This is a genomic window from Streptomyces sp. NPDC048600 (assembly GCF_055587025.1).
Genome location: NZ_JBVJGZ010000004.1, coordinates 169,017 through 190,614 on the forward strand (window position 1 = coordinate 169,017; position 21,598 = coordinate 190,614).

Annotated in this window: 21 protein-coding genes; 10 read left to right on the forward strand and 11 right to left on the reverse strand. The window is 74.4% G+C overall.

Going from position 1 to position 21,598, the window contains the following annotated elements; all coding sequences use genetic code 11:
- The first annotated feature begins 24 nt into the window (after positions 1 to 24).
- Both ACZ6SQ_RS06980 and ACZ6SQ_RS06985 read left to right on the forward strand, forming a co-directional pair.
- Positions 25 to 708 carry a hypothetical protein gene (locus tag ACZ6SQ_RS06980; protein ID WP_469557474.1) on the forward strand — a complete coding sequence of 228 codons (684 nt, stop codon included), beginning with the start codon at positions 25 to 27 and terminating at the stop codon, positions 706 to 708.
- Position 709: 1 nt separating this feature from the next.
- Positions 710 to 1,363: an RES family NAD+ phosphorylase gene (locus ACZ6SQ_RS06985; protein WP_469557476.1), complete on the forward strand. Its 654-nt coding sequence runs from the start codon at positions 710 to 712 to the stop codon at positions 1,361 to 1,363.
- 98 nt (positions 1,364 to 1,461) lie between these two features.
- On the opposite strand, the gene ACZ6SQ_RS06990 is transcribed toward ACZ6SQ_RS06985, so the two are convergent.
- Positions 1,462 to 3,534, reverse strand: a complete 2,073-nt coding sequence (locus ACZ6SQ_RS06990) for a caspase family protein (protein WP_469557477.1) — start codon at positions 3,532 to 3,534, stop codon at positions 1,462 to 1,464.
- Between the two features lie 76 nt (positions 3,535 to 3,610).
- Positions 3,611 to 7,666, reverse strand: a complete 4,056-nt coding sequence (locus ACZ6SQ_RS06995) for a CHAT domain-containing protein (protein ID WP_469557479.1) — start codon at positions 7,664 to 7,666, stop codon at positions 3,611 to 3,613.
- A gap of 194 nt (positions 7,667 to 7,860) precedes the next feature.
- Between ACZ6SQ_RS06995 and ACZ6SQ_RS07000 the strand changes: the two genes are divergently transcribed.
- The gene (locus tag ACZ6SQ_RS07000; RefSeq protein ID WP_469557481.1) at positions 7,861 to 8,124 is read left to right on the forward strand and encodes a GlsB/YeaQ/YmgE family stress response membrane protein; all 264 of its coding nucleotides are present in this window, start codon (positions 7,861 to 7,863) and stop codon (positions 8,122 to 8,124) included.
- Positions 8,125 to 8,211: 87 nt separating this feature from the next.
- Here the strand turns inward: ACZ6SQ_RS07000 and ACZ6SQ_RS07005 are convergent, their stop codons facing one another.
- From ACZ6SQ_RS07005 to ACZ6SQ_RS07015, 3 genes are read right to left on the reverse strand one after another with little or no spacing between them, the layout of a single operon-like run.
- Positions 8,212 to 8,904 carry a CBS domain-containing protein gene (locus ACZ6SQ_RS07005; RefSeq protein ID WP_469557483.1) on the reverse strand — a complete coding sequence of 231 codons (693 nt, stop codon included), beginning with the start codon at positions 8,902 to 8,904 and terminating at the stop codon, positions 8,212 to 8,214.
- Positions 8,901 to 9,035 (reverse strand): hypothetical protein, encoded by a 135-nt coding sequence (locus tag ACZ6SQ_RS07010; RefSeq protein ID WP_469557485.1) that lies wholly within the window; start codon positions 9,033 to 9,035, stop codon positions 8,901 to 8,903. Before ACZ6SQ_RS07010 ends, ACZ6SQ_RS07005 begins: the two co-directional genes overlap by 4 nt.
- Positions 9,032 to 9,538, reverse strand: coding sequence for a flavodoxin domain-containing protein (locus ACZ6SQ_RS07015; RefSeq protein ID WP_469557487.1), 507 nt, complete (start codon positions 9,536 to 9,538; stop codon positions 9,032 to 9,034). Before ACZ6SQ_RS07015 ends, ACZ6SQ_RS07010 begins: the two co-directional genes overlap by 4 nt.
- A 184-nt stretch (positions 9,539 to 9,722) precedes the next feature.
- Between ACZ6SQ_RS07015 and ACZ6SQ_RS07020 the strand changes: the two genes are divergently transcribed.
- Positions 9,723 to 10,532, forward strand: coding sequence for a MerR family transcriptional regulator (locus ACZ6SQ_RS07020; protein ID WP_469557489.1), 810 nt, complete (start codon positions 9,723 to 9,725; stop codon positions 10,530 to 10,532).
- A complete protein-coding gene (locus tag ACZ6SQ_RS07025) occupies positions 10,529 to 10,846 on the forward strand; it encodes a hypothetical protein (RefSeq protein WP_469557490.1) in 318 nt (105 codons plus the stop codon). The genes ACZ6SQ_RS07020 and ACZ6SQ_RS07025 overlap by 4 nt, the downstream gene beginning before the upstream one ends.
- An 80-nt stretch (positions 10,847 to 10,926) precedes the next feature.
- Here ACZ6SQ_RS07025 and ACZ6SQ_RS07030 read toward each other — a convergent pair whose 3' ends face one another.
- Positions 10,927 to 12,141, reverse strand: coding sequence for a chitosanase (locus tag ACZ6SQ_RS07030; RefSeq protein WP_469557492.1), 1,215 nt, complete (start codon positions 12,139 to 12,141; stop codon positions 10,927 to 10,929).
- 157 nt (positions 12,142 to 12,298) lie between these two features.
- Positions 12,299 to 12,904: a hypothetical protein gene (locus tag ACZ6SQ_RS07035; RefSeq protein WP_469557494.1), complete on the reverse strand. Its 606-nt coding sequence runs from the start codon at positions 12,902 to 12,904 to the stop codon at positions 12,299 to 12,301.
- A gap of 304 nt (positions 12,905 to 13,208) precedes the next feature.
- Here ACZ6SQ_RS07035 and ACZ6SQ_RS07040 point away from each other — a divergent pair, with 304 nt between their 5' ends.
- A complete protein-coding gene (locus ACZ6SQ_RS07040; protein ID WP_469557497.1) occupies positions 13,209 to 13,931 on the forward strand; it encodes a VOC family protein in 723 nt (240 codons plus the stop codon).
- A 58-nt stretch (positions 13,932 to 13,989) separates the two neighbouring features.
- On the opposite strand, the gene ACZ6SQ_RS07045 is transcribed toward ACZ6SQ_RS07040, so the two are convergent.
- A complete protein-coding gene (locus ACZ6SQ_RS07045) occupies positions 13,990 to 15,450 on the reverse strand; it encodes an MFS transporter (protein WP_469557499.1) in 1,461 nt (486 codons plus the stop codon).
- Between the two features lie 166 nt (positions 15,451 to 15,616).
- Between ACZ6SQ_RS07045 and ACZ6SQ_RS07050 the strand changes: the two genes are divergently transcribed.
- The gene (locus tag ACZ6SQ_RS07050) at positions 15,617 to 16,231 is read left to right on the forward strand and encodes a TetR/AcrR family transcriptional regulator (RefSeq protein ID WP_469557500.1); all 615 of its coding nucleotides are present in this window, start codon (positions 15,617 to 15,619) and stop codon (positions 16,229 to 16,231) included.
- 26 nt (positions 16,232 to 16,257) lie between these two features.
- On the opposite strand, the gene ACZ6SQ_RS07055 is transcribed toward ACZ6SQ_RS07050, so the two are convergent.
- Together ACZ6SQ_RS07055 and ACZ6SQ_RS07060 are read right to left on the reverse strand one after the other, a co-directional pair.
- A complete protein-coding gene (locus ACZ6SQ_RS07055; protein ID WP_469557502.1) occupies positions 16,258 to 16,860 on the reverse strand; it encodes a DUF305 domain-containing protein in 603 nt (200 codons plus the stop codon).
- A 175-nt stretch (positions 16,861 to 17,035) separates the two neighbouring features.
- Positions 17,036 to 17,977, reverse strand: coding sequence for a DUF1996 domain-containing protein (locus ACZ6SQ_RS07060; RefSeq protein WP_469557503.1), 942 nt, complete (start codon positions 17,975 to 17,977; stop codon positions 17,036 to 17,038).
- A gap of 338 nt (positions 17,978 to 18,315) precedes the next feature.
- Between ACZ6SQ_RS07060 and ACZ6SQ_RS07065 the strand changes: the two genes are divergently transcribed.
- The gene (locus ACZ6SQ_RS07065) at positions 18,316 to 19,317 is read left to right on the forward strand and encodes a LacI family DNA-binding transcriptional regulator (RefSeq protein ID WP_386381946.1); all 1,002 of its coding nucleotides are present in this window, start codon (positions 18,316 to 18,318) and stop codon (positions 19,315 to 19,317) included.
- Positions 19,318 to 19,410: 93 nt separating this feature from the next.
- On the opposite strand, the gene ACZ6SQ_RS07070 is transcribed toward ACZ6SQ_RS07065, so the two are convergent.
- The gene (locus ACZ6SQ_RS07070) at positions 19,411 to 19,488 is read right to left on the reverse strand and encodes a hypothetical protein (RefSeq protein WP_466330927.1); all 78 of its coding nucleotides are present in this window, start codon (positions 19,486 to 19,488) and stop codon (positions 19,411 to 19,413) included.
- A 606-nt stretch (positions 19,489 to 20,094) separates the two neighbouring features.
- Here ACZ6SQ_RS07070 and ACZ6SQ_RS07075 point away from each other — a divergent pair.
- Together ACZ6SQ_RS07075 and ACZ6SQ_RS07080 are read left to right on the forward strand one after the other, a co-directional pair.
- Positions 20,095 to 21,015: an NADP-dependent oxidoreductase gene (locus tag ACZ6SQ_RS07075; protein ID WP_469557504.1), complete on the forward strand. Its 921-nt coding sequence runs from the start codon at positions 20,095 to 20,097 to the stop codon at positions 21,013 to 21,015.
- A 27-nt stretch (positions 21,016 to 21,042) separates the two neighbouring features.
- Positions 21,043 to 21,513 (forward strand): GreA/GreB family elongation factor, encoded by a 471-nt coding sequence (locus ACZ6SQ_RS07080; RefSeq protein ID WP_469557506.1) that lies wholly within the window; start codon positions 21,043 to 21,045, stop codon positions 21,511 to 21,513.
- The last annotated feature ends 85 nt before the right edge of the window (positions 21,514 to 21,598 follow it).

A 21,598-nucleotide genomic window follows, 5' to 3' on the forward strand; every position in this document is an offset into this window, starting at 1 on the left:
GAGGGAACCGGGGAGGGGCAGCAGGTGGATCCGTTACGGGTACTGGCCGCGGTGGCGGCCTCCTGGGAACGGCTGGGACCGTATCTGACGGACCTGCCGGCAGAGGCCGGGGCACGGTTGGCGCATGCCCTGGAGGAGTTGCGCGCGGCACAGGGCCGTCCGGACGAACTGCGCGACGCCGCCGACACCGCGGCACGGCTGGTCCTCGGAGCTCTGCCGCCGCAGGAGAGCCGCGGGCTGGACGCCGGGGGCGACACCGGGGTGGACGGCCGGTACTCCGACGGCACCGGGCACCTCACCGTCCACGGCTTCACCGCGGCCGACCTGGCCGTGCTGCTGATCGACGGCAGCCGCATGGTCGGCCCCGTGCTCGGCCCCGTGCGGGCCCGCCTCCTCGCGCAACCGGCGCTGGAGGACGCGGAACTGCGCGTCCGGGGCGGCGATCCGGCGGCCGGCGGCCTGATCCGGCTGGCCGGGCCCGGGGGACGCGCGCTGCTGCCGAGCTTCCAGTTCCGCGCGGACGCGCTGCCGTGGCAGGTCGTACTGGAGGTGAACGCGCTCCTCGACGCGGACCGGGACCCGTGGGGCGCGGCCGACTGGTGGCTGTCGGACAACACCTGGCTGCGCTCCGCGCCCGCGGCACTGCTGGGCGCGGCGCGGGACGGGGAACTGGTCGGCGCCGCACGCTCGCTGCTGGAGGAGGACTGAGGTGCCCAACGTCCCTCCGCCGGCCGCCCTGCCCGGCACCCCCACGAAGGTCACGCTGCCCGAGGGCACTCCCCTGTTCCGGGTGCACGGTTCCGCCCGGGCCGCGACCGCGTTCAACCCGCTGCCCGCCGACCGGCTCTACGGCGGCGGACGCTTCGACGGGACGGAGAACCGGCCCTACACCTATCTGTACGCGGGGCTCGAACCCGCGGCGGCGGTGTGCGAGGTGCTGCTGCGGTCGGTGCCGTTCGCCTCGGACGGCGGTCCCCGGCTGCTGCCGCGCGCGGGAGTCGTACGCAAGAGCTTCTCGCTCCTGAGGCTGGCGACCGATGTCACGGTGGTGTCGCTGATGTCGGGCGCGGACCTCGCCTCGGTGGGGCAGGACGCCTGGCTGGTGCAGGCCGAGGCCCCCGAGTATCCGTGGACGCGGAGCTGGGGGCACTGGATCCGCGACCGGACCGAGCCGTGGGCGCAGGGCTTCGTGTGGCCGTCCAAGCGGGAGCCCGCCGACCGGGCGGTGATCCTGTTCGGCGACCGCTGCACGACGGACGCGGTGGCCGGGTCCGATGCGCCCGCGGTCGACTTCGCCACCCCGGACGGCGAGGACTGGCTGAACTCGCTGCTCGCGCCGTACCACGCCCGCGTCGCGCCCTGAGCGGCCCGCGCGGCCGGCCGGGTCGTGAGGCCGGCTGGTCCGTCAGGCCGGCCGGTCCGTCAGGCCGGGTCGCGGTCCGGTCCGCGCGCGACGCGCGGTCAGCCGGCGGGCGGGATGACCGTGCGCAGCGGGATGGTCCGGGTCGCCCACTGGCCCGGCCCCGACGCGGACGCCTCCCCCATGTGCCGGTCACCCTGGCCGGGCGGGGTGAGACGCAGCATGCCGTCGTCATCTGCCGGCGGGGAGAGGCGGTCGTCGTCGTTCTCGGGGTCCCAGGGCGGCAGATGGAACGGCCCGGTGTTCAACTCGCCCTCGGCCACCACGAGTTTGAGCCAGTCCCGGACCTGCGCCCCGGGGTGGGCCCGGTGCGCGGGGACGGTCAGCGCCACCGGCCGGTCGTCGAGCGCGAACCCCGTCCGGCCGGGTCCGACGAAGTGCCCCGGATACAGGTCGGTGTGACCGGCGTAGTCGTCGGTGAGGTTCAGCAGTACGCACCACAGCTTCCGCGTGGCGGAGCGGTTGTGGAGGCGGACGGACAGCCAGGGCTCCTGAGGCAGACCGGACGGTGTGCGGCCGTAGCCGCAGACGATCTCGCCCCCGCCGTCGGGCAGGAGCGGGCTGGGGCCGTCGGAGCTCCAGGGTCCGTCGTAGGTCCAGGGGCGGATCTCGACACGGACCAGGTCGGCGAGGGGTGAGACCGGGTTGTCCAGGGTGAGCAGCTGGTGCCAGCGGGTGAGGTGGTGCAGGCAGGCGACGACCCGTCGGGCGTCCCGCAGCCCGCCGAGCGGCAGCGGCGCCACGGCGGCCGAACCGTCCCGCCGCAGGAGCCGAGCGGCGAGGCCGGATCCCGGCTCCGGCCCAGGTTCCGCGGACACGACGACCCGCAGCAGCAGCCCGGCGCCGGAGCCCGCCTCGTCCACCAGCCGCAGCAGGGGCGACGGCCTGCCGTCGGGGCCCGCCGACGCGATGGCCTCACGGACCGACCCGGCGGCGCGACGCGCGGCTTCGGAGCCGTCGGGCGTCTCGACACGGACATGGGTGGGCGGCAGCGCGAGCGCCGACAAGGCCACCGGGTAGACCCGGCGGCGGTCCGGCTCCCAGCCCACGGGGGCGACTTCGGTCCGGTCGGAGAGAACGGACCGGGCACGGAGGATCCGGGGTGCGGCGCCGGGCGGGATGACAGATGCCGTGGAGGGTGCGGCGCCGGGCGCGGTGACGGGTGCCGTGGCGGACTCGGCAGCGGTCGGGGTGACCGTGAACTCCGCGCCGTCCGGCCCGTCCCCGCGCAGCCCGTGGACACGGCCGCAGTCGACCTCCCAGCCGCGCGGGCCGTTGCGCAGCAGGTGCGGGCCGCGGGACCGGGTGACCGCGCCGCCGAGGAAGGGCTGGTCGGCGATGCCTCCGGGCTGCGGCGGGAACAGGACCGGGTGCTGGTCGGCGCGCTCGGTCTGGACCAGGCAGTGGGCGGCCGCCAGCAGCTCGCGGTAGGTCGCGTCCGGCCCCGCCGCGCGCAGGGCCGTCAGCAGGGCGTGGGTGAACACGCCGTGCGGGACGCCGTCGAAGTCCCGCTCGTAGGAGAGTTCGTCGAGACGGCCGGCGGCGAGCAGCACATGACCGGCGGCTGGTGCTCCGGACGTCACGGCGAGCCCGCGTCCGTCGGGCGGCGCGCCCCACCAGGCGGCGGGCGGTTCGTAGCGGGCGGTGAGGCCGGCGGGCAGACGGGTGCCGCCGCCGGAGAAGCAGCAGTCGAGGACGGCGACGACATGCGCGCCCCGCGCGGCGACCGCGTCCAGCAGCGCGCCCAACTCCTTGTCGGTCAGCGGGCGGCCGCCCTGCAGAGGGCTGTCCGCGCAGACCAGGGCCTGGTAGCGGCCGGTCGCCTCGACGCGGTGGTGCGCGGGCAGCGCGGCCGCGTAGTCGGTGCCGTGTCCGGAGAACCAGAACAGCGCCGTGTCACCCGGCCCGGCGGCGCCGAGGTGGTCACGGACGGCGTCCACGACGGCGTCGGTGTTCGCCTCCTCGTCCCGCAGGAAGCGGGGCTCGAAGGTGCCCTCGCCCAGCGTGCCGAGCAGACCCGCTGCCGCTTCGACGTCGTTGACCGCGCCCCGCAGACTCCGGTGCGGCAGCGGATAGGCGTCGATCCCCACGAACAGTGTGTACACGGTCCCCATGGCGGGATTCTCGCAGGCGACGGCCCAGGGTTCCGGGCGCAACCCGGCCTCTGGCAGGGCGAGTTCGGGGCGCCCGTCACTGACCGAGGTGGGTGAAGCCCGCCCACCCCCGCAGGTCGTCGGGGTTCACGGAGCGGACCTGGGCGGCAAGTTCCGGCGGCATGGTCCGCGGGGCCCGCCGGTCCGGGTCCAGCATCCACAGCTGGGCCAGGCGCAGCGCCGCCGCGGGTCGGGCTCCCTCGGCGTGGAGATAGTGGTGGACCATGAACATCAGGTACGACGTGGCCTCGTCCGGCACCGGCCACAGCGAGCCCAGCACCGACCTGGCGCCGTCCACCAGGAACGCCGTCGACAGCGAGAACGCCTCGTCGTAGCCGCGTCCGGACACATGGGTGGTGCAGGCCGCCAGCGACACCAGCCCCAGCCGGGCGGGCCGGTCGCGGCGCTGGGCGTGTTCGGTGAGCTGCTCGGCGGCGAGCGTACCGCCCGCGAGGTGGAGCTGCGAGGTCCGGGCGGCGGAGCCGGGGAGCACCTCGGCGTGGCAGGCGAGGTGCAGCACCCCGCCCGGGGACAGGGAGCGCAGCCGCAGCCAGCCCAGCAGCTCGGCGGGAGTACCGCCGCCGGTGGCCGGGCCTTCGGTGTGGCGTCCGAGGTAGGGGGCAGCGCGGTAGAACGCGGTGTGCAGGGCGGCGGCCTCCCGCCCGGCGTGGGGCAGGTCGCCGGTCGGGTTCCCGACGACCAGTGCCGGTCCGTCGAGGGGAACCGGTCCGCGGCCCATGACCTCGCAGAACAGCCGTGCCGAGGCGGCGTAGGAGAGGACGGCGTCCTGGACGGCGTACCGGTACGAACCGCCGGGCGCGCGGGTGCGGGCGGCGTGCCACGGTACGGCGGCGAGGGCGCCCATGGGGACCAGCACCACCTTGGGCGGCCGGGTGGCGCCCTGGGCGCGCAGATGGGCGAACAGCGGCTCGGTGACGGCGTGCGAGGCCCAGTCGCAGACGGCCTCCAGGGCGTGGCGCTCGACGCGTCGGCGGGCGCCGGGAGTCGGGGCCGCCGGACCGCCGACCGGACCCATGACCCTGCCGCCGGAGGGCGTGCCCTCGCCGAGGTGGGCGGTGAGCGCGGGGGCGTCCGCGGTGAGTCCGGACAGGTGCACCATGCTCGTGCGCCCGTCGGCGTGGACGGCGACCGCGCAGCCGCCGCGCGCGGAGGTTCCGGTCCCCTCGCCGGGCACCAGGTAGACCAGGGCGTCCGCCCCGGCCCGGCGCAGGGCGGCGGCGATGTCAGGGAGGGGGGGCGGGGTGAGCAGATGGCCGGCGCCGGTTCCGGGGGCGGCGGACATCAGGTCCTCGGTCCCGGCCAGGACCTGGAGCACGCGGTAGCGGAGGTCGCCGGGGATGCCCTCGCCCTGCCCGGCGCCGTCCTCGGCGGCCGCGGCGCGCCACTCGGCGGCGAGGTCGGGGCGCCTCACGTGGGTCAGCTGGTCGGGCACGGTGCCCGCCGCCGAGGCCGCGTGCAGGACCAGCCCGCGGCCGGCGTCCAGCGCCTGGACGGCCTCGTCCAGGGAGCCGTCGGCAAGACACCAGCGGGCGACCATCAGGGCGTGCGACGCGGAGAGGGTGAGCGTCTCGGCCGTGTGCTGCGCGCGGGACTGGAGCAGTACCTGCCAGGCGTGGCCGCGCAGCGCCCGCAGCCCGAACTCGCGGCTGCGGGGGCGGAGTTCGGGCCGTCCGCCGCGCCGGGCGGTGGCGCCGGCGCGATACGCCTCGGCGAGCTGGGCCGCCGCGATCGCCCAGCCGAAGTGGCCGGGATGGGCCGCGAGGCGCACCGCCTCCTCGGACCAGTGGAGGGACTCGTCGAGGTCCTTCCGGTCGTGGTCCGCGCGGTACCTGCGCAGTTGCAGCATGGCCAGGGAGTGGGCGAAGCGCACGCCGTTGCCGCCCTCGTAGGCGGGGTCGAGCGCGAGGGCCTCCCGCAGCAGCGCGATGGCGTCGTCGAGCCGGCGGGCGTCGGGGGTGCGCATCACCCGCAGTCCGAGTGCCAGACCGGCCAGGCCCAGCGCCTCGGCCCGGTCCCGTGGCGCCAGCGGAGCCGCCTCCCGTCGCACCCGGGCGGGGTCGATGTCGTCGTCACCGCGTTCGGCACGGGGGTCGAGGAACCCGTGCGCGGAGGCGAACGCGTCCAGCAGCATGGCCACTCGGGGGCGCAGGCCGTCCTCCGCCGGGAGGCGGTCCCGGGCGTCCCGCAGCAGCGCCGCCGCCGAGGCCAGCGCCGCGACGTCGCTCACCGCGATGGCCTGACGGGCCCGGATCAGGGCGTGCTGCACGGCCGCGAACACCCGGGTGTACGTGGTCACCGCCGGGTCGGTGCGCAGCCGGTCCATCTCGGCCGCGGCCCGGGCGAGGGCGTCCTGCGTGCCCCGGACCTGCGCCTTGAAGGAGACCGCGGCGATACGGCAGGCCTCCCGGCTGCCGCGCAGCCCCTCGTCCTCGGCGGCGGCGTCCGGCCGGGACAGGGCGGTGTCGAAGTGGTCCAGCGCGACCTGGAGCTGTCTCTCGTCGTAGGCGTGTCCGCCGGCGGTCAGCGCGGTCTGGCCGGCTGCCATGTGCAGGCTCGTCAGGAGGGGGTCCCGCGGCGGGACGTCCGCCATGGCCGCGCCCAGCTGGTCGAGCAGCTCGGCCGCGGTGGGGCTGATGCCCAGTTCGCCGAAGGACGGCGAGAAGAAGGCCACCAGCGGCAGGGCCAGGGCGCGCAGCCGGGCGGGCGCCCCGGCCCGATGGCCGCGTTCGATGACCCGCTGGATGTCCTCGCCCGCGGGCCCGAAGCTCGTCAGGCCCAGCTGCTGCAGACCTCCCTCCTCGCCGTCGGCGCCCGGCTCGGCCATGGACCGCCGGAACGCCTCGGCCGCCGTCCGGCCCGCGAGCACGACGGGGTCGTCCGGCAGGTCCGGCAGGTGTCCGGCGCGGACCCGGACTCCTCTCAAGTAGCCGCGGGTGGCTTCCACGTAGGTGCGGACACCGGGCGGGCAGCCGGTCGTGGAGAGGACCTCGGTGTACGCGTCCTCGGTGGCGCGCAGGTCCTCGGCGCCGAGGGTGTCGAGCGAGACGACCTGCCATCCGACGGCGAGGTCCATCAGCACGCTCCAGCGGTCGGGCGCGTCCCGCGGCCAGCGCTCCGCCACCCGGCCCAGCACGGCGAGCGCCCGGCGGGCGTCCGCCGACCGTGTCTGCTCGATGGCCCGCTCGCGCAGCAGCCGCCCGTAGATCCTCAGCAAGGACAGCGGATACTCCGCGAGCAGGGGGCTGTCGACCGGCAGGCCGTCCAGTTGCGCGAGGGCCAGCGCGATGTCCTTCGGGTCACGCTCCTCCCGGGCCTGCGGGACGCGCAGGAGCAGCAGACGGGCGAACTGGGCGCGGGCGACGGGGAACCAGCGGTCCTGGCACTCCGTGGAGTTCTCGCCGTCGGCCACCGCTCGCCGGACCTCGGCCACCGCCCGGTCGAGGTCGGCGTCGACGGCCGTACGGTCGTAGCGGCGGGCGTACTGCTGTCCGTAGTGGAACCGGAAGAAGGCGGGCTGGCCCATCGGCCCGGGGAGTCCGTCGAGCGCCTCGCCGAGCTGGGTGATCGCCGCTTCGGTGTCGGCCGGGTCGCCGGTGCTGAGGTAGCGGGTGCCGTAGGCGATGCCCAGCCGGGCGCGGACCTGGCGGGTGATCTCGTCGCCGGGGGGCAGGACGGCCGCGGCGGCTTCGAGACGGCGGACGGGTTCGGCCAGGAGGGCGCCGATGCGCTCCGCCGGCATTCCGGTTTCGACGGCCGCCTCGTAGCGGGCCCAGTGCAGCTGTCCGAGGATGCCGCTCCAGGTCGGTGCGTCGGGGTGGCCGGGGGTGTCGGTGAGCGCACGGTCGACGGCCTCCAGCGCGGCTTCGAGGTCGCGGGGGTCGCCCCGGCGGTCGGAGAGCTCCGCGAGCCACAGACCCATGGCGACGCGTGCCGCCGACGCGTCGGGACCTCCGCCGTCCGCACGGCCGTCCAGTTCCGCCCTGGTCCCGCTGATCCACTCACGCAGTTCCTCGTCGGAAGCGGCGTCGAGGCCCGCCTCCGCGGTCTCCTGTCCGGCGGTGCCGTCCGTCATCCCCCGTACTCCGTCCCGGGGCGCCCTCGCCCCCGCGACCAGTGAACCTCAACTCCGCTGCCCACGGCGGTCGTTCGCGGGTCGGCGGCCGGGCGGAAACCGGGCGGGGAGCGGCCCGGGGGCGGCCCGCGGACTGAATCGCGTGCGAACGGGCACTCGTAGGCGACCAACGAGTGAGAAGTGACGGACCGGCCATGGAGATTTCAGGCATCATCAGCGCGATCGTCATCGGCATCGTGATCGGGGTCCTGGGACGGCTCGTCGTACCCGGACGCCAGCGCATCGGCATCCTCTGGACGATCCTCATCGGCATCGTCGCCGCGCTCATCGGCACCGGCGTCGCCTCCGGCCTCGGCGTCGAGGACACCGAGGGCGTCGACTGGGTGGAGTGGCTCATCCAGATCGCCCTGGCGGCGCTCGGGGTGGCGGCGGTCAGCAAGGTGAAGCTGCGCCGCTGAGGCGCTCCGCGGCGCCCGCGACCCCGCCGCGCGTCCACGCCGAGCCCGTGGGCGCGCGGCCTCGGCGCGCTCGTACGTCGTCCGCAGTCAGCGTGCCGGTGTGTCCGGGGCCTCGCCCAGGTCGGGGTCGAGGTTGGGGCGGCGCAGGGGGCCCTCGAGGTCGCACTCCACGTCCACGACGCCCTCGACGGTCCGTACCAGGCGGGTGAGGACCGGCACGAGAGTGGTGTCGCGGACATGGCCGGAGAGCGTGACGACGCCGTTGCGCACCCGTACGTCGATCGGCCGCACGGGGAGCGCCAGCAGGTGGGTGTCGATGTCGTGGCGCACCTCGGCCTCGATGTCCTCGTCGCTGCGCAGGAACACCTTCAGCAGGTCGGACCGGCTCACGATGCCCCGCAGCACGCCCCCGCCGTCCACCACCGGAAGCCGCTTCACCCCGGCGTGGGCCATCGCCCGCGCGGCGCGGGCCAGCGAGGCGTCCGCGCGGACGGTGACGGCGGGAGCCGTCATCACCTGTTCCGCGGTCGCTCCCCGGGCCTTGTCCGAGCGCGGGCCCCGGGCCGGCGGGTCGCCCTCCGTGTCGCGGTACTCCTCCTTGGGCAGCAGGTCGGCCTCGGACACGACGCCCAGGACCCGTTGCCCGTCGTCCACCACGGGCACCGCGCTGACGTGCCATTCCCGCATCGTCCGCACGATGTCCTTGAACTCGGCGCCACCGCGCACGGCCACGACCTTGTGGGTCATCACGTCGTTCACGGTGCGCGGGCCGTCGGTCATGGCGTCCTCCTCAGGTTCTCGGAAACGCGGTTCTCGGAGAGGTGGTTCTCGGCGAGGTTCTCGGCGAGGTTCTCGGCGAGGTTCTCGGCAGCGGTCGCGGTCCTGCCCCGGCCGGCCGCGCGGCGGTTCACGCGGCGGCCTCCAGCTCGTCCGCGACGCGCCCGGCCCACGCCTCGATCGCGCCGAAGTCACGGAAGTCCCCGCCCTTGCCCGAGCGCAGGATCATCCGGGCGACCATCCCTTTCGCGCCCTCCTCCAGCCGGCCGCCGAAGGTGATGTGCTCCCGCGCGTCCAGCCGGACCATGGCCTTCCGGACTCCGGGCACGGGCGGGATGTCCCGCTCGGAGGCGGTGGCGTCCAGCGGGCCGCTGCTGAACAGCCAGAGCGGACGCGGGGACAGCTCCCGGCCGTGCCGTCGCACGAACCGCCGGGCGTCCTTGTGCCAGCGACCCGCGTACAGACCGCCGCCGAGCACGACGGCGTCGTACGGGGCCACACTCGCCACGGACCGGGCGGGGGCGACGTCCGCCGCGAGTCCGCGCCCGCGCAGCACCCCGGCGACGGCCTCGGCGATCTGCGCGGTCGATCCGTTCGTGGTGCCGTACGCCACCAGCACCCTGGTCGTGGGGGTCATCGCGCACCTCCTCGCATCCGCTCGGCACTTCGAGCATCCCCCGGACCGTGCGCCGCCGCATGGGTCGACCGGGGTGCGTCCGGGACCGGTCGGCCCATCCGGCGGACGCGGCGGCGGTAGTGCGGCCGCCGGGCGGGGCGAACGCTTGACCTTCGAGTCGGGTCGAAGGTCTACCGTCGGCCGTATGACCACCTACCGCATCTCGCAGCTGGCCGAACGCTCCGGCGTCCCGGCGACGACGTTGCGCTTCTACGAGACGGCCGGGCTGCTGCCCGCCGGGCGGACCGCGTCCGGGTACCGGGTGTACGACGACGACGCGGTGGAGACGCTGGAGTTCATCTCCTCGGCCAAGCTGCTGGGCCTGGCGCTGGAGGAGATCCGCGAGCTGCTGGACGTACGCGGAGAGGGGGTGTGCGGCTCGGTGCGCGCGCGGATGCTGCCGCTGATCACGGAGCGGCTCCACGAGACGGACGGCAGGATCGCCGAGCTGCGCGCCTTCTCCGCCCGGCTGGGCAGGGTCCGTGCCGTGCTGTCCGGGCCCGCGCCCGCGGGCGCCTGCGGACCGGACTGCGGCTGCACCACGACCGGTCCGGCCGCCGCCGGTCCGGTGCCGGTCACGCTCACGCCGACCCGCGTGACGCTCTCGCCGCCCCGCGCCTCCGTCACGCCGGAACCCGCTGAGGACGAGTCGTGGCGGCAGGCCCCGGTGGCCTGCACCCTGGACGGCGCCGAGCTGGGCGAACGCGTCGGGCAGTGGCGCGCGCTGGCCGCGCGGGCGGACCGCCGCGAGGAGGTCGGCGACGGCGTACGGCTGTACTTCCCGCCGGAGGCGGAGCTGGCCGCCACGGTCGCCCGGCTGGCCGCCGCCGAACAGGGCTGCTGCGCCTTCCTCGACTTCACCCTGCGGCTGACACCGACCGCTCTCCAGCTGACGGTCCGGGCGCCGGAGAGCGCCGCCGACATGCTGGCCGACCTCCTGGGAGAGACCGTATGACCGCGCCCTCGCCTTCGCCGTCCCGGCCGTGGCGTGCTCTGGCCGGCGGTGGGGCCGCACTCGCCGCCTGCGCGGTGTGCTGCGCGGGCCCGCTCCTGGCCGTGCTCGGCGGCGTCGGGGCCGCCTCGGCGATCGGTGCCCTGTGGATGCCCGCCCTCGCCGTGCCGGCCCTCGTCCTCACCGCCGTCTTCCTCGTCGTACGCCGACGGCGGCGGGCGGCGGCCTGCCGTACCGTCCCGGCGCGTGCCGACCTCGGGATGCCGACGGTCGGGCCGCCGCGGCAGGGCGACGGGGAGGGGGCTCTGAACAGCTGACGCCCTCCGGGAAGCCGGCCCCTGCCCGTCTCCGGCGGGAGGCGGGCAGGGGCCGGCGGGTCACCGGGGGCGGGCGCCGGTCACGAGGTGATGGAGAAGGCCTCGCCGTACACGCTCCAGTACAACGGCACGTCGAGGTGCAGGTTGCCCTCGTCGAGGAACCTCCGCTGGGCGGTGCTCACGCGCGTGGTGTCGCTGTGGGCGGGCTCCCTGCGCATCTCCTCCTCCCGGGCGTCGAGGAAGGCGTGCAGATAGGCGGTCTCGCTGCCGCCCTGGGCGGGTGTCCTCGCCCGGGACATCGCCACCCGGTGGATGCTGCGGAAGCCTTCCTCGCCGTGCATCACGGCGGCGTCGTAGTAGGCGAACTGGCCGAGCGCCCTGAGCCCGTCCGACTTCGCCTGGGACACGGCCGGGTTGAAGTACACCCGGTCCCGCTCGGCCTCCTGGGCGGCCTGGAACGCGGGGTCCCGGGCGGCCTCGCGCCAGGCGTTCTGGAAGCCGGGGTCGAGCCCTTCGTGCGAATCCGTGCCGTTGACCGCTCGCAGCGCGTTCAGGTAGCGGGCGAGCGGGTTGCCCGGCTTCGCGGCGGTGTAGCGCTCGACGAGTTCGAGCATGTCGCCGGTGCCCGAGCAGAAGCCGATGATCCCGGCGGTGTAGCCGCGGCCGTCGCCGATGTCCTCGATGTAGGCGAACTGGGCCCGCCAGTCGAGGGAGGAGTTCTCGAAGGTGGACACCAGCTTCATGGCGACCTCCTTCTTGGCCGGGTCGTCGAGGGGCTTGCCGGACGACGGCGGGGTGGTCGTGCCGCTGCCGTACGCCTCCACCTCCCACAGCGAGTAGCCGTACGGGGTGCCGCGCTGGGTGCCGTAGACGCGCAGATAGCGGCCGGTGCCGCTGACGGCGAGGTCGTCGGTGCCACCGTCGCCCGAGGTGGTGCCGTACACCCGGCGCCAGGTGGAGCCGTCGTCGGACAGCTCGACGCGGTAGGCGGTGGCGTACGCCGCCTCCCACTTGAGGACGACGCGGTTGACGGTGGTGCCCGCTCCGAGGTCGACGCGGATCCACTGGTTGTCGACGCCTTCGGCGCTGGCCCAGCGGGTGCTGCCGGAGCCGTCGACGGCCTTGGTTCCGCCGAGGGTGCTGCTCTCGGTGGAGGAGACGGTGACCGGCTTGTTCAGGGCGAGGTTGGCGGGGGCGGCGGTGGCGGTGGGGAGGCCGGTCAGGACGGGGGCGAGAAGTCCGGCGGCCAGGACAGCGGTGAGTGGGGCGACGCGCTGACTTTTCATCAGGGACATGTCACTCCTGCGTGGGGGTCCGACTGTTTGGAAACTTTCCTAACGATTAGAGAGTAGGGATGCTCCGCCTCCGGCACAACGTCCGTGCACGACCCGGTCGCGTCGCCTCGTCAGCGTGGAGGCGCCGCCCGCGTTCCGGCGGGTTTCCTGGCCGGGCCTACCAGATCAGGCACCAGTAGGCGCCCGAGTTGCCGATGCCGATGCGGCTGACCTGGGGAACCAGGCTCGGGTCGGGCCGTCCCACGGCGGCCATGGAGCACGCCGGGTCGCCGACCGTTCCGGCCGCCGCCATCCGCTGGGCCGCCGCGACGGCCTCGGGAGAGGTGAACCAGGTCGTCGAGGTTCCCGTGCCGCCGGTCGGCGATTCGGTGGGGGACGGCGTGGGGGTGGGGGTCGCCGTGGACGGCGTCGGCCGCGGGGTGGCCGTCCGCGTGGGCGCGGGGGGTTCGGGGGTGACGGCGCGTGGGTGGGTCGGCGTCGGTGTGCGGACGGCGGGCGAGGTGCCGGACGCCGTCGGCCGGGGCGCGGGCGGCTCAGCGGTCCCGGTCGGCTCCGCCGGACCGGAGGTCCGCGCCGGCGACGGTGTGCGCGTCGGCGTCGGGCTTTCGGTGGGGGACGCCTCCGGCGACGAGGTCCAGGTGGGCAGCGGGGACACGGTCGGCAGGGACAGGTCGGTGGACTCCGACGGCACGGGGCTCGGCGAGTCGTCCTCCTGGGCCATCAGTGCCCACGTCCCGGCCCCTGTCAGTGCGATCACGGCCACGGCCCCCGCGATCCACGGAGCCCGTCGGCGAGGGCGTCGGTGCCGGTTCATAGACTTCACTGTCCTACGCGACCGGCGACCCCCTCAACCGCAGGGACGGGCGCCGCGGCGCGGACGGCAGGATCGAGCCCCGAACGCGGGCGGGCGAGCGGCAGGGCCACGCGCCGAATACTCGGGTGCGACGGGCACGGCCGCGCCCCTAGGCTGCCCGGCGACGAATCGACGAGGCGCCCTGCCGACAGCACGACCGACGGGCCGGGCGCGCACCGGCCGCGGCGGCCGGCCGCCATGAGGAATGTGGGACATGACGACTGACCTGTTCGCACTCTGCTTCGACGCGCACGACCCCCTGCGGGTGGCACGGTTCTGGTCCGGCGTACTGGGCCGCGAGCTGGTCGAGGACCCGCGCGACGGCGTCACGCTCCTGCCCGGCGAGGACGGCGGCTTCCGCCTCCGGTTCGCACCTTCCCAGGAGCCCAAGACCGTTCAGAACCTGATGCACTTCGACCTGACCAGCACTTCGCCGGAGGACCAGCGGCGGACGGTGGCCAGAGCCCTGGAACTGGGCGGGCGCCACATCGACGTGGGCCAGCGCCCGGAGGAGGGCCATGTCGTGCTGGCCGACCCCGAGGGCAACGAGTTCTGTGTGATCGAGGCGGGCAACAAGTTCCTCGCCGACACCGGGTCCATCGGGGCACTGGCCTGCGACGGATCCCAGGCCGTCGGCTACTTCTGGAGCCGGGCGCTGGGCTGGCCGCTGGTGTGGGACCAGGACGAGGAGACCGCGATCCAGGCGCCGGGCGGCGGCACGAAGATCACCTGGGGCGGGCCGCCCCTGATGCCGCGCGGCGGCCGGGACCGGCTGCGCTTCGACCTCGTACCGGCTGACGGTGCCGAGCACACGGCCGTGGTGGACGGACTGCTGGCGCTGGGGGCGACCCGCCTCGACTCCGGCCCCGACGACGACGGCGGCGTGGCGCTGGCCGACCCGGACGGCAACGAGTTCCGCGTCCTGACAGCCCGGTGACACGGCTGCGCCCCGAGCCCCTCTCACGGGCCCGGGGCGCAGAGGTACGCCCAAAGGCTCAGCCCTTGGCGCCGAGCGTGGCGGACGGGGTGTCGTCGGCGGCCGTGGCCTCCGCCGCGCTCCCGGTGTCCCGGGGCGCCGGGATGAACGTGGCGACGGCCGCCGAGACCAGGGCGAGCGCGCAGCCGATGACGAGGCCGGTGCGGAAGCCGTTCTCCGAGGTGAAGGTGTAGCCGCCCATGGTGGTGGTCATCTGGGCGAGGACCACGCCGATCACCGCCGCGCCGACCGAGGTGCCCAGGGAGCGCATCAGGGCGTTGAAGCCGTTGGCGGCGCCGGTCTCGTGGAGGGGCACCGCGCTCATGATGAGGGCGGGCATGGCGCCGTAGGCGAGGGCGACACCGCTGTTCATCACCATCATGCCGGTCATGAGGCCCCAGGCGGTGCCGGCCAGCAGCAGCGAGACGACGTAACCGGCGGCCAGGACCAGGGCGCCGGAGATCAGCGTCACCTTGGGGCCCCGGGCGGTGGTGAGCTTCCCGCCGAGCGGGGAGACGACCATCATCATCAGACCGCCCGGCAGCATCCACAGGCCCGCGGCCAGCATGGACTGCCCCAGTCCGAACCCGGTGGCCTCGGGGTACATGAGGAGCTGCGGGACGATCAGCATGCTCGCGTACATGCCGAAGCCGATGAAGAGCGAGGCGAGGTTGGTGAGCAGCACGCGGGGCCGGGCGGTGGTGCGCAGGTCGACCAGCGGCTCACGGGTGCGCCACTCGAACAGGCCCCAGGCGGTCAGGGACACGGCGGCCGTGGCGAACAGTCCCAGCGTGGTCGCCGAGCCCCAGCCCCAGTCGGCGCCCTTGGAGACCGCCAGCAGCAGGGACACCAGGCCGACGGCCAGCCCGAGCGCGCCGACGGCGTCGAAGCGCTGCCCGCGCGCGGAGGCGGGGACGTCCGGGACGAGGGTGAGGATCATGACGGCGACGGCCGCCGCCAGGACCGCGGCGCCCCAGAAGAGCATGCGCCAGCTGCCGTACTGGGCGACGGCCGCGGCCACGGGGAGGCCGATGCCGCCGCCGATGCCCATGGACGCGCTGACCAGGGCGATGGAGGAGCTGAGCTTCTCGGCGGGCAGGACGTCGCGCAGCAGCGCGATGCCCAGCGGAATCATGCCCATGCCGACGCCCTGGAGGCCACGGCCGACGATCATCGGCACCACGCTGCCCGCCAGGGCGCAGACGACCGATCCGGCGATGAGCGGGACGGCGCAGGCCAGGAGCACGCGTCGCTTGCCGAGCAGGTCGCCCAGGCGCCCGGTGATCGGCACGCACACCCCGGCCACCAGGAGCGTGGCCGTGACCACCCAGGCGGCGTTGGAGGGCGTGGTGTCGAGGATCCGCGGCAGGCCGGCCAGCAGCGGGGTGACGAGGGTCTGCATCACCGCGGCCGTGACGCCCGCGAGGGCGAGGGTCGCGACGACGGGTCCGGGGCGATGCGCCGTGGGCGCGTGCGGCATGAGGGAGCTCCTCGGGCTCGGATGAGGTTCCGGAGATCGGTACGGCCGAGGGACGGACGCCAAGGGCACCGCTCGCCGGACCTGGAAACAGTAGTCAACTATCGGTTTGCCAGGATGACGGTGTCAACTCAAACCGATAATCGACTATCACTTGTAGAATGGGTCCGTGATCTCGGAAACCCGTAAGCCGTTGCGCGCCGACGCGGCCCGCAACGCGGAGAAGATCGTCAGGGCGGCCCGCGAGGTCTACGCCGAACAGGGCCCCGAGGCGCCGTTGGACGAGATCGCCCGGCGGGCCGGGGTGGGGATCGCCACGCTGTTCCGCCGCTTCCCCGACAAGGGCACGCTGCTGCGCGAGGTGATGGACCAGCAGTTCCGCGAGCAGGTCCTGCCCGTGGTGGAGCGCGCCATGGCGGACGAGGACCCGCGCCGCGGCCTGACCCTCGTCCTGGAGGCGGCGCTGTCGTCGGCGGCGGGCGACTACAACGTCCTGACGGCGGCCCGCGCCGCCGGTGTGCTCACCGCCGAGACCGGCGACCAGTTCTTCGTCGCCCTTGAGCGGCTCGTGGAACGCGGCCGGCAGGCCGGGGTGGTCCGCGACGACCTCGTCCCCGACGACCTCCGCAGGATCATGGCCATGCTCGTCAGCGTGCTGTGGACGATGGACCCCGACGAGGACGGCTGGAAGCGGTACGTCACGCTGATCCTCGACGGCCTGTCACCGGCCGCCGCCACCCCGCTCCCCCACCCCGCTCCCGCTCTGCGGCGCCGCACTCCCTGAGGACCCCGCGACCGCCACGCGACAGGTCAGGCGGACGGCATGCGCCGCAGCGCGTCCGCGGCCGAGTCCCCCGCTGCCAGCGCGGCCTCACGGACGGCCGGGTCCGCGTCCGCCTCACCCATGGACGCCGCCAGCTTCCGGGTCTGGAGCAGGTGTTCACGCAGGGCCGAGCGCAACAGCCGGTCGAACCGCGCCCCTTCGGCGGCGCGCAGGGCCGCCAGCTCCCGGGCGTCGACCATGCCCGGCATGTCGTGCCCGTCGTGCGGGTTGTCGTCGGGCACTCCGGTCGCGGCCAACAGGGCGCGCAGAGTGCGGAGTTCATGGCCTTTGTCCTCGGCCAGGCCCGCCGCCCAGCGCCCGAGAGCGGGGTCGGCGGACCGGTCCGGGGCCAGCCCGAGAAGATGACGGGCCTGGTCGTCCAGGGCGATCATCAGCTGCATCCAGCCGATGGCGGTGGCGTCGAAGCGGCCCTCGGCGGCGGCCGGACCGGTCGGCCGGGCGGACCCGGCCGACCGGTCCGGTGCGGCCGCCGACTCCCCTGCTCCCCCGCACCCCGGCACGGTCAGCGCGCAGAGCAGGGCGGCGGCCAGGAGGCACGTCCTGGACCGCCCGGCCGTCGTGCTTGCCATCTCCGCTCCTTCGCCGCGCCGGCGTGCCGGGGCTCGTCCGAGTGATGGATCAGATATCAGGAATCAGGACGGATCGCCGACGGTCCGATGATCAGGACGAGTTGTCGACGTCCCTACGACCAGGACGGGTTGCCGGCGTTCCGGGCGATCAGACGGATCGTCGGCGTTCCGGTGATCAGGACGGGTTGCCGTCCGCACCGCACTTGACGATGACGTTGATGCAGTTGGTGACCCGCCGGGCCAGTTCGTTCTCGGGCCACGCGTTGAAGAAGTCGCCGTGCATCGTGTACCCGGGCCCCGACGCCAGCCGCAGACCCTGGGTGCTGCCCGAGACGGGGTAGCGCAGGACCTGGCGGAGCTTGGGGACGGGTACGGGGTGACTGGCCGGGCAGTCGCCGCCCACCGGGTAGGACATGTGGCTCTTGTGGTCGGCCGAGTCCAGGTCCCGTCCGTTCCAGCACTGCGGGAAGTCCAGGTAGGACTCCAGCATGGAGCCGGGCGGACAGGTGACGAAGTCCTTCGACGGGTTGACCTCGCCGTGGTGCAGGCAGGACCAGCGGGCGATCGAGGTCGGGTCGTCGACGCCGGTCGACTTCGCGTTGCCGGCGACGACCCGCAGGCCCTGCGGGAAGGGCCTGATACGTGCGATGACGTCGTCGCGCACGCCTTCGCCGAGGTAGTAGAACGTGGTGCCCGTGGGCTCGACGGGCTGGTCGTTGCGGTACATCGTCGGCACCCAGTACGACGACGTGTCGATGGCCGGGTTGCAGGAGGAGGACGAGCCCAGCAGGTCGGTGACCTTGGTGTGCGCGTTCGTCACACGGCTGCCGAAGAAGCTGTGCATGTGCGAGGCGCCGGGCAGGCCGGGGAAGACGATCGGGTCGTCGGGGAGCCGGTGAGTGTAGGGACACTCGGCGAGGAACTCGGCGACCCGCACCACCTGGGCGGCCTGGGGAACGGCCTTGATCTCGGTGGCGTCCGCCCGGCTGTCGCGTGCGACCGAGCCGGTGTACAGCGTGGCGGCCAGCAGGCCCAGTGCGGCCAGGGCGGTCGACCAGGCGCGTCGTCGTCCGCCGCGGGGGCGGTCCGAGGGTGGACGGGGGGAACTTCTCAACACAGCACTCCTCCTAGGGAAGTGGTGGGGGCTGCTCTCAGAGGTCTGCTCTTCCCGGAACCGGTACCGGAACCGGTTCCGGCCAAGGCCGAGTGAACCCAGATGTCATGTAGTCGTCAATAGTTCTCGTATGAATTGGTACGCGTCCGGGGTCCGCCGCCTTCAACACTTCACGGCAGCGCCGGGATCGGTCGTGCGTGCCCCGAGTGCCGCCCGAGCGGCAGGTGGGCAGGTGTCGGCCACCCCCGGCCGACGGGTGTTGACGTAGATCGCACAGCGCTGTTTCACTCGGCGTCTCGCGAACGTCGCCAGTCGGGGCACTGGCTCAGCGAAGGGGTGCCATGCGAGTCACCATCGCGGATGTGGCCCGCATGGCCGGGGTGAGCAAGACGACCGTGTCCCGGGTGCTCAACACCCGTGCCGAGGTGGACCGTTCGACCGCGGCCCGGGTCCGGCAGGTCATCGACCAGCTCGGCTACGTCCCGAGCTCCGGCGCCGTGGGCCTGGCGCGCGGACAGAGCCGTACGGTCGGCATGCTGGTGCCCTCGCTGACCTGGCCGTGGATGGGCGAGATCGTCCAGGGAGTCGTCGACACGGTGGAGGCGGCCGAGTTCGGACTGCTGCTGTTCACCTGCAACCGGGGTGTCGACTCGGTCGAGCGGTTCACCAGCCAGGTGTCCGCGGGCGCCTTCGACGGACTCCTCGTCGTGGAGCCGGAGTACAGCCTGGACATGCTGACGGCCATCCAGCGCCGTGGGCTCCCCGTCGTCCTCATCGACGACCGCGGCCGCCATCCCGAGTTCCCGTACGTCACCGCCACCAACCACGAGGGCGGCGCGTCGGCCGCGCGCCATCTGCTGGACGGCGGACGGCACCGGCCGCTCGTGCTCACCGGCCCGCTGCGGTTCGGCTGTGTGCGCGACCGCCTCGACGGCTTCCGCGCCGTCTACGCCGGCCACGGCCGTCCCCTCGATCCCGCGCTGGTCGTCGAGAGCGACTTCACCGAGGCCGACGCGCGGGCGGTCGTGCGCCGGCTGCTCGACCTCGAGCAGCCGTTCGACGCGGTGTTCGCCCACAACGACCTCGCCGCCATGGGCGCGATGGCCGCCCTGCACGCGGCCGGGCTGCGAGTGCCCGAGGACGTCGACGTCGTCGGCTTCGACGACATCCCGACGGCTCATCTGACCCAGCCGCCGCTGACCACGGTCCGGCAGCCGATGCGGCAGATGGGCGAGACGGCGGCCCGCATGCTGCTGGCCCGCCTCGCGGGCGAGGAGTTCGGCGAGCGGCATGTCGTCCTGCCGACGTCACTCGTCGTCCGCCGGTCGACGGCCGCCGGCTGACAGCTCGCTCTCGCGGCGGGGGCACGACGGCCGGCCGCCGCCGATCAGGGGATCGGCGGCGGCCGGAGCCGGCTCAGCACGGACGTGCCGCGGTCAGCACTGGGGGCGGCGCCCGTGGTTCGCTGCGTGCTTGCGGCGGGACTTCTTCTTGCGGCGTCGCTTCGAGGACATGGCAACCTCTCACGGTGTCAACGGAGTCGCCCACAGGCGATCAGATCGGCACAAACACGATATCTCCGGGCGTTACGCCTCTCCACCGGTGGCCGCACGCGGGGTTTGCCCGAGGCTTCGGCGGACCGCGACGACCGAGGCCGGGCCTCGGCTCGAGGCCCCGGGGCCGGGCGGGGCGCCGCCGGGCGCGTCGGCGGATCGACTCGGGCCACCGCCAGGGCCCCATGCCCCCGGGCGGACCGGCCGAGACCGGCGCCAGGCCGCCTCGGCCGGACGGAGCGCCGCAGGGCCGACGGATTCACCTCGGGCCCGACAGGGCACCTCACCCCGGCAGGTCGCCGCGGGTCCCGGCTCGACACCAGCCCCCTCCCATGACGGTGGGGCATCGCGACCCCAGCGCGATGACTCGGCACCGGCGGGCGGCCATGGGCTCCGGACGCGGCCTGCCCGTGCAAGCCGTCCGCCTCGCCGCGGGCCCGGCTGTCGGCGCGGGGCCAGGGCCGGAGCGGGCGCCTCAGCCCCGCAGGTTGCCACGGGGGCGGTCTGGGCCTGCGCGCCCCCACCCCCCGTGATGTACTCGATTGCACCTTTCGAGGAGGTTCATTCATGCGTGCGGTCACGTACGACGCCTACGCCGCGGACAACGCGCGTCTGCGGTTCGGTGAGGTCTCCGAGCCGAAGGTGGCACCCGGGCAGGTGCTGGTGCGGGTGCGGGCGGCCGGGGTGAATCCGGTGGACTGGAAGCTGATGGCGGGCGGCCTCGACGGGATGATGGACGCGGTGTTCCCCGTCATCCCCGGCTGGGACGTGGCCGGGGTGGTGACCGGCCTCGGACCCGACGTGCCCGAGTTCGCCGTAGGCGACGAGGTGATGGCGTACGCCCGCAAGGACGTCGTGCACGCGGGAACCTTCGCGGAGTACGTGGCGGTCGACGCCTCGGCCGTCGCCCGTAAACCGGCCGCTCTGGACTGGTCCCAGGCCGCGGGGCTCCCGCTGGTCGGGCTGACCGCGCTGCGCACCCTGGACCGGATGGACGTGGGCGCGGGCGACACCCTGCTGGTGCACGGCGCCTCGGGCGGCGTGGGAAGTCTGGGCGTGCAGCTCGCGGTCGACCGCGGCGCCCGGGTGATCGGGACGGCGTCCGAACGCAACCACAACTTCGTGCGCGGCCTCGGCGCGGAGCCGGTCGCCTACGGCGACGGCGTGGTCGAGCGCGTGCGCGCGGCGGCGCCCGACGGCGTGAGCGTGGTGGCGGACTTCGTGGGCGGACAGCTCGAGGTGACCCTCGCCGTACTGGCCCCGGGCGGCCGTCACGCCTCCATCGCGGACCCGACCGTCACGGAGCACGGCGGACAGTGGATCTGGGTACGGCCGGACGGCGCCGGGCTCGCCGAGCTGGCCTCGGTGGCCGACCGTGGCGCGCTCACCGTGGAGATCGCCGGCACGTTCCCGCTGGAGGCGGCCGGTGAGGCCTTCGACGCCAGCCGGACCGGGCGCACCCGCGGCAAGCTCGTCGTCGTCCCCTGATCACGGAACGCCCCCGAAGGAGCGGACATGACCGAAGGACCCCAGCCGATCGGCGCCGAGGCCCGGCGTGCGCTGGAGAAGGAGCTCGCCGATCTGGAGGCCGAGCGGCGCACGGTCGCCGATACCCTCCGGGGCAGCGACTCCGACGAGGTCGGCGATCTCGCGGACCAGGCCGACGAGTTGCAGCGGGCCGATCAGCTCCACCGGCTGGACGCCCGGATCGAGGACGTCACGCTGCGGCTCCGTCAGGGGACCGCGGCGGGGACCGCGCCCACGGACGTGGTGGGGGTCGGCAGCACCGTCACCGTCCGGTTCTCGGACGGTTCGGAGCAGACGGTCGAGATCGGCGAGGTGGCCGTCGCGATGGACGAGTCGCTGGTGACGGCGGACAGCCCGCTCGGCGGCGCGCTGCTCGGCCACCGTGTCGGAGACACCGTCACCTACCCGACGCCCGGCGGGCAGGACACCGCCACGATCGTGTCGCTCGGCGGCTCGTAGACCGTCACCCACCACGCGTCACGGAACCAACTCCTCCGGCGGACCGTCCTGGCCATCGAGGCCGAGGAGTCGACGGAAGCGGAGG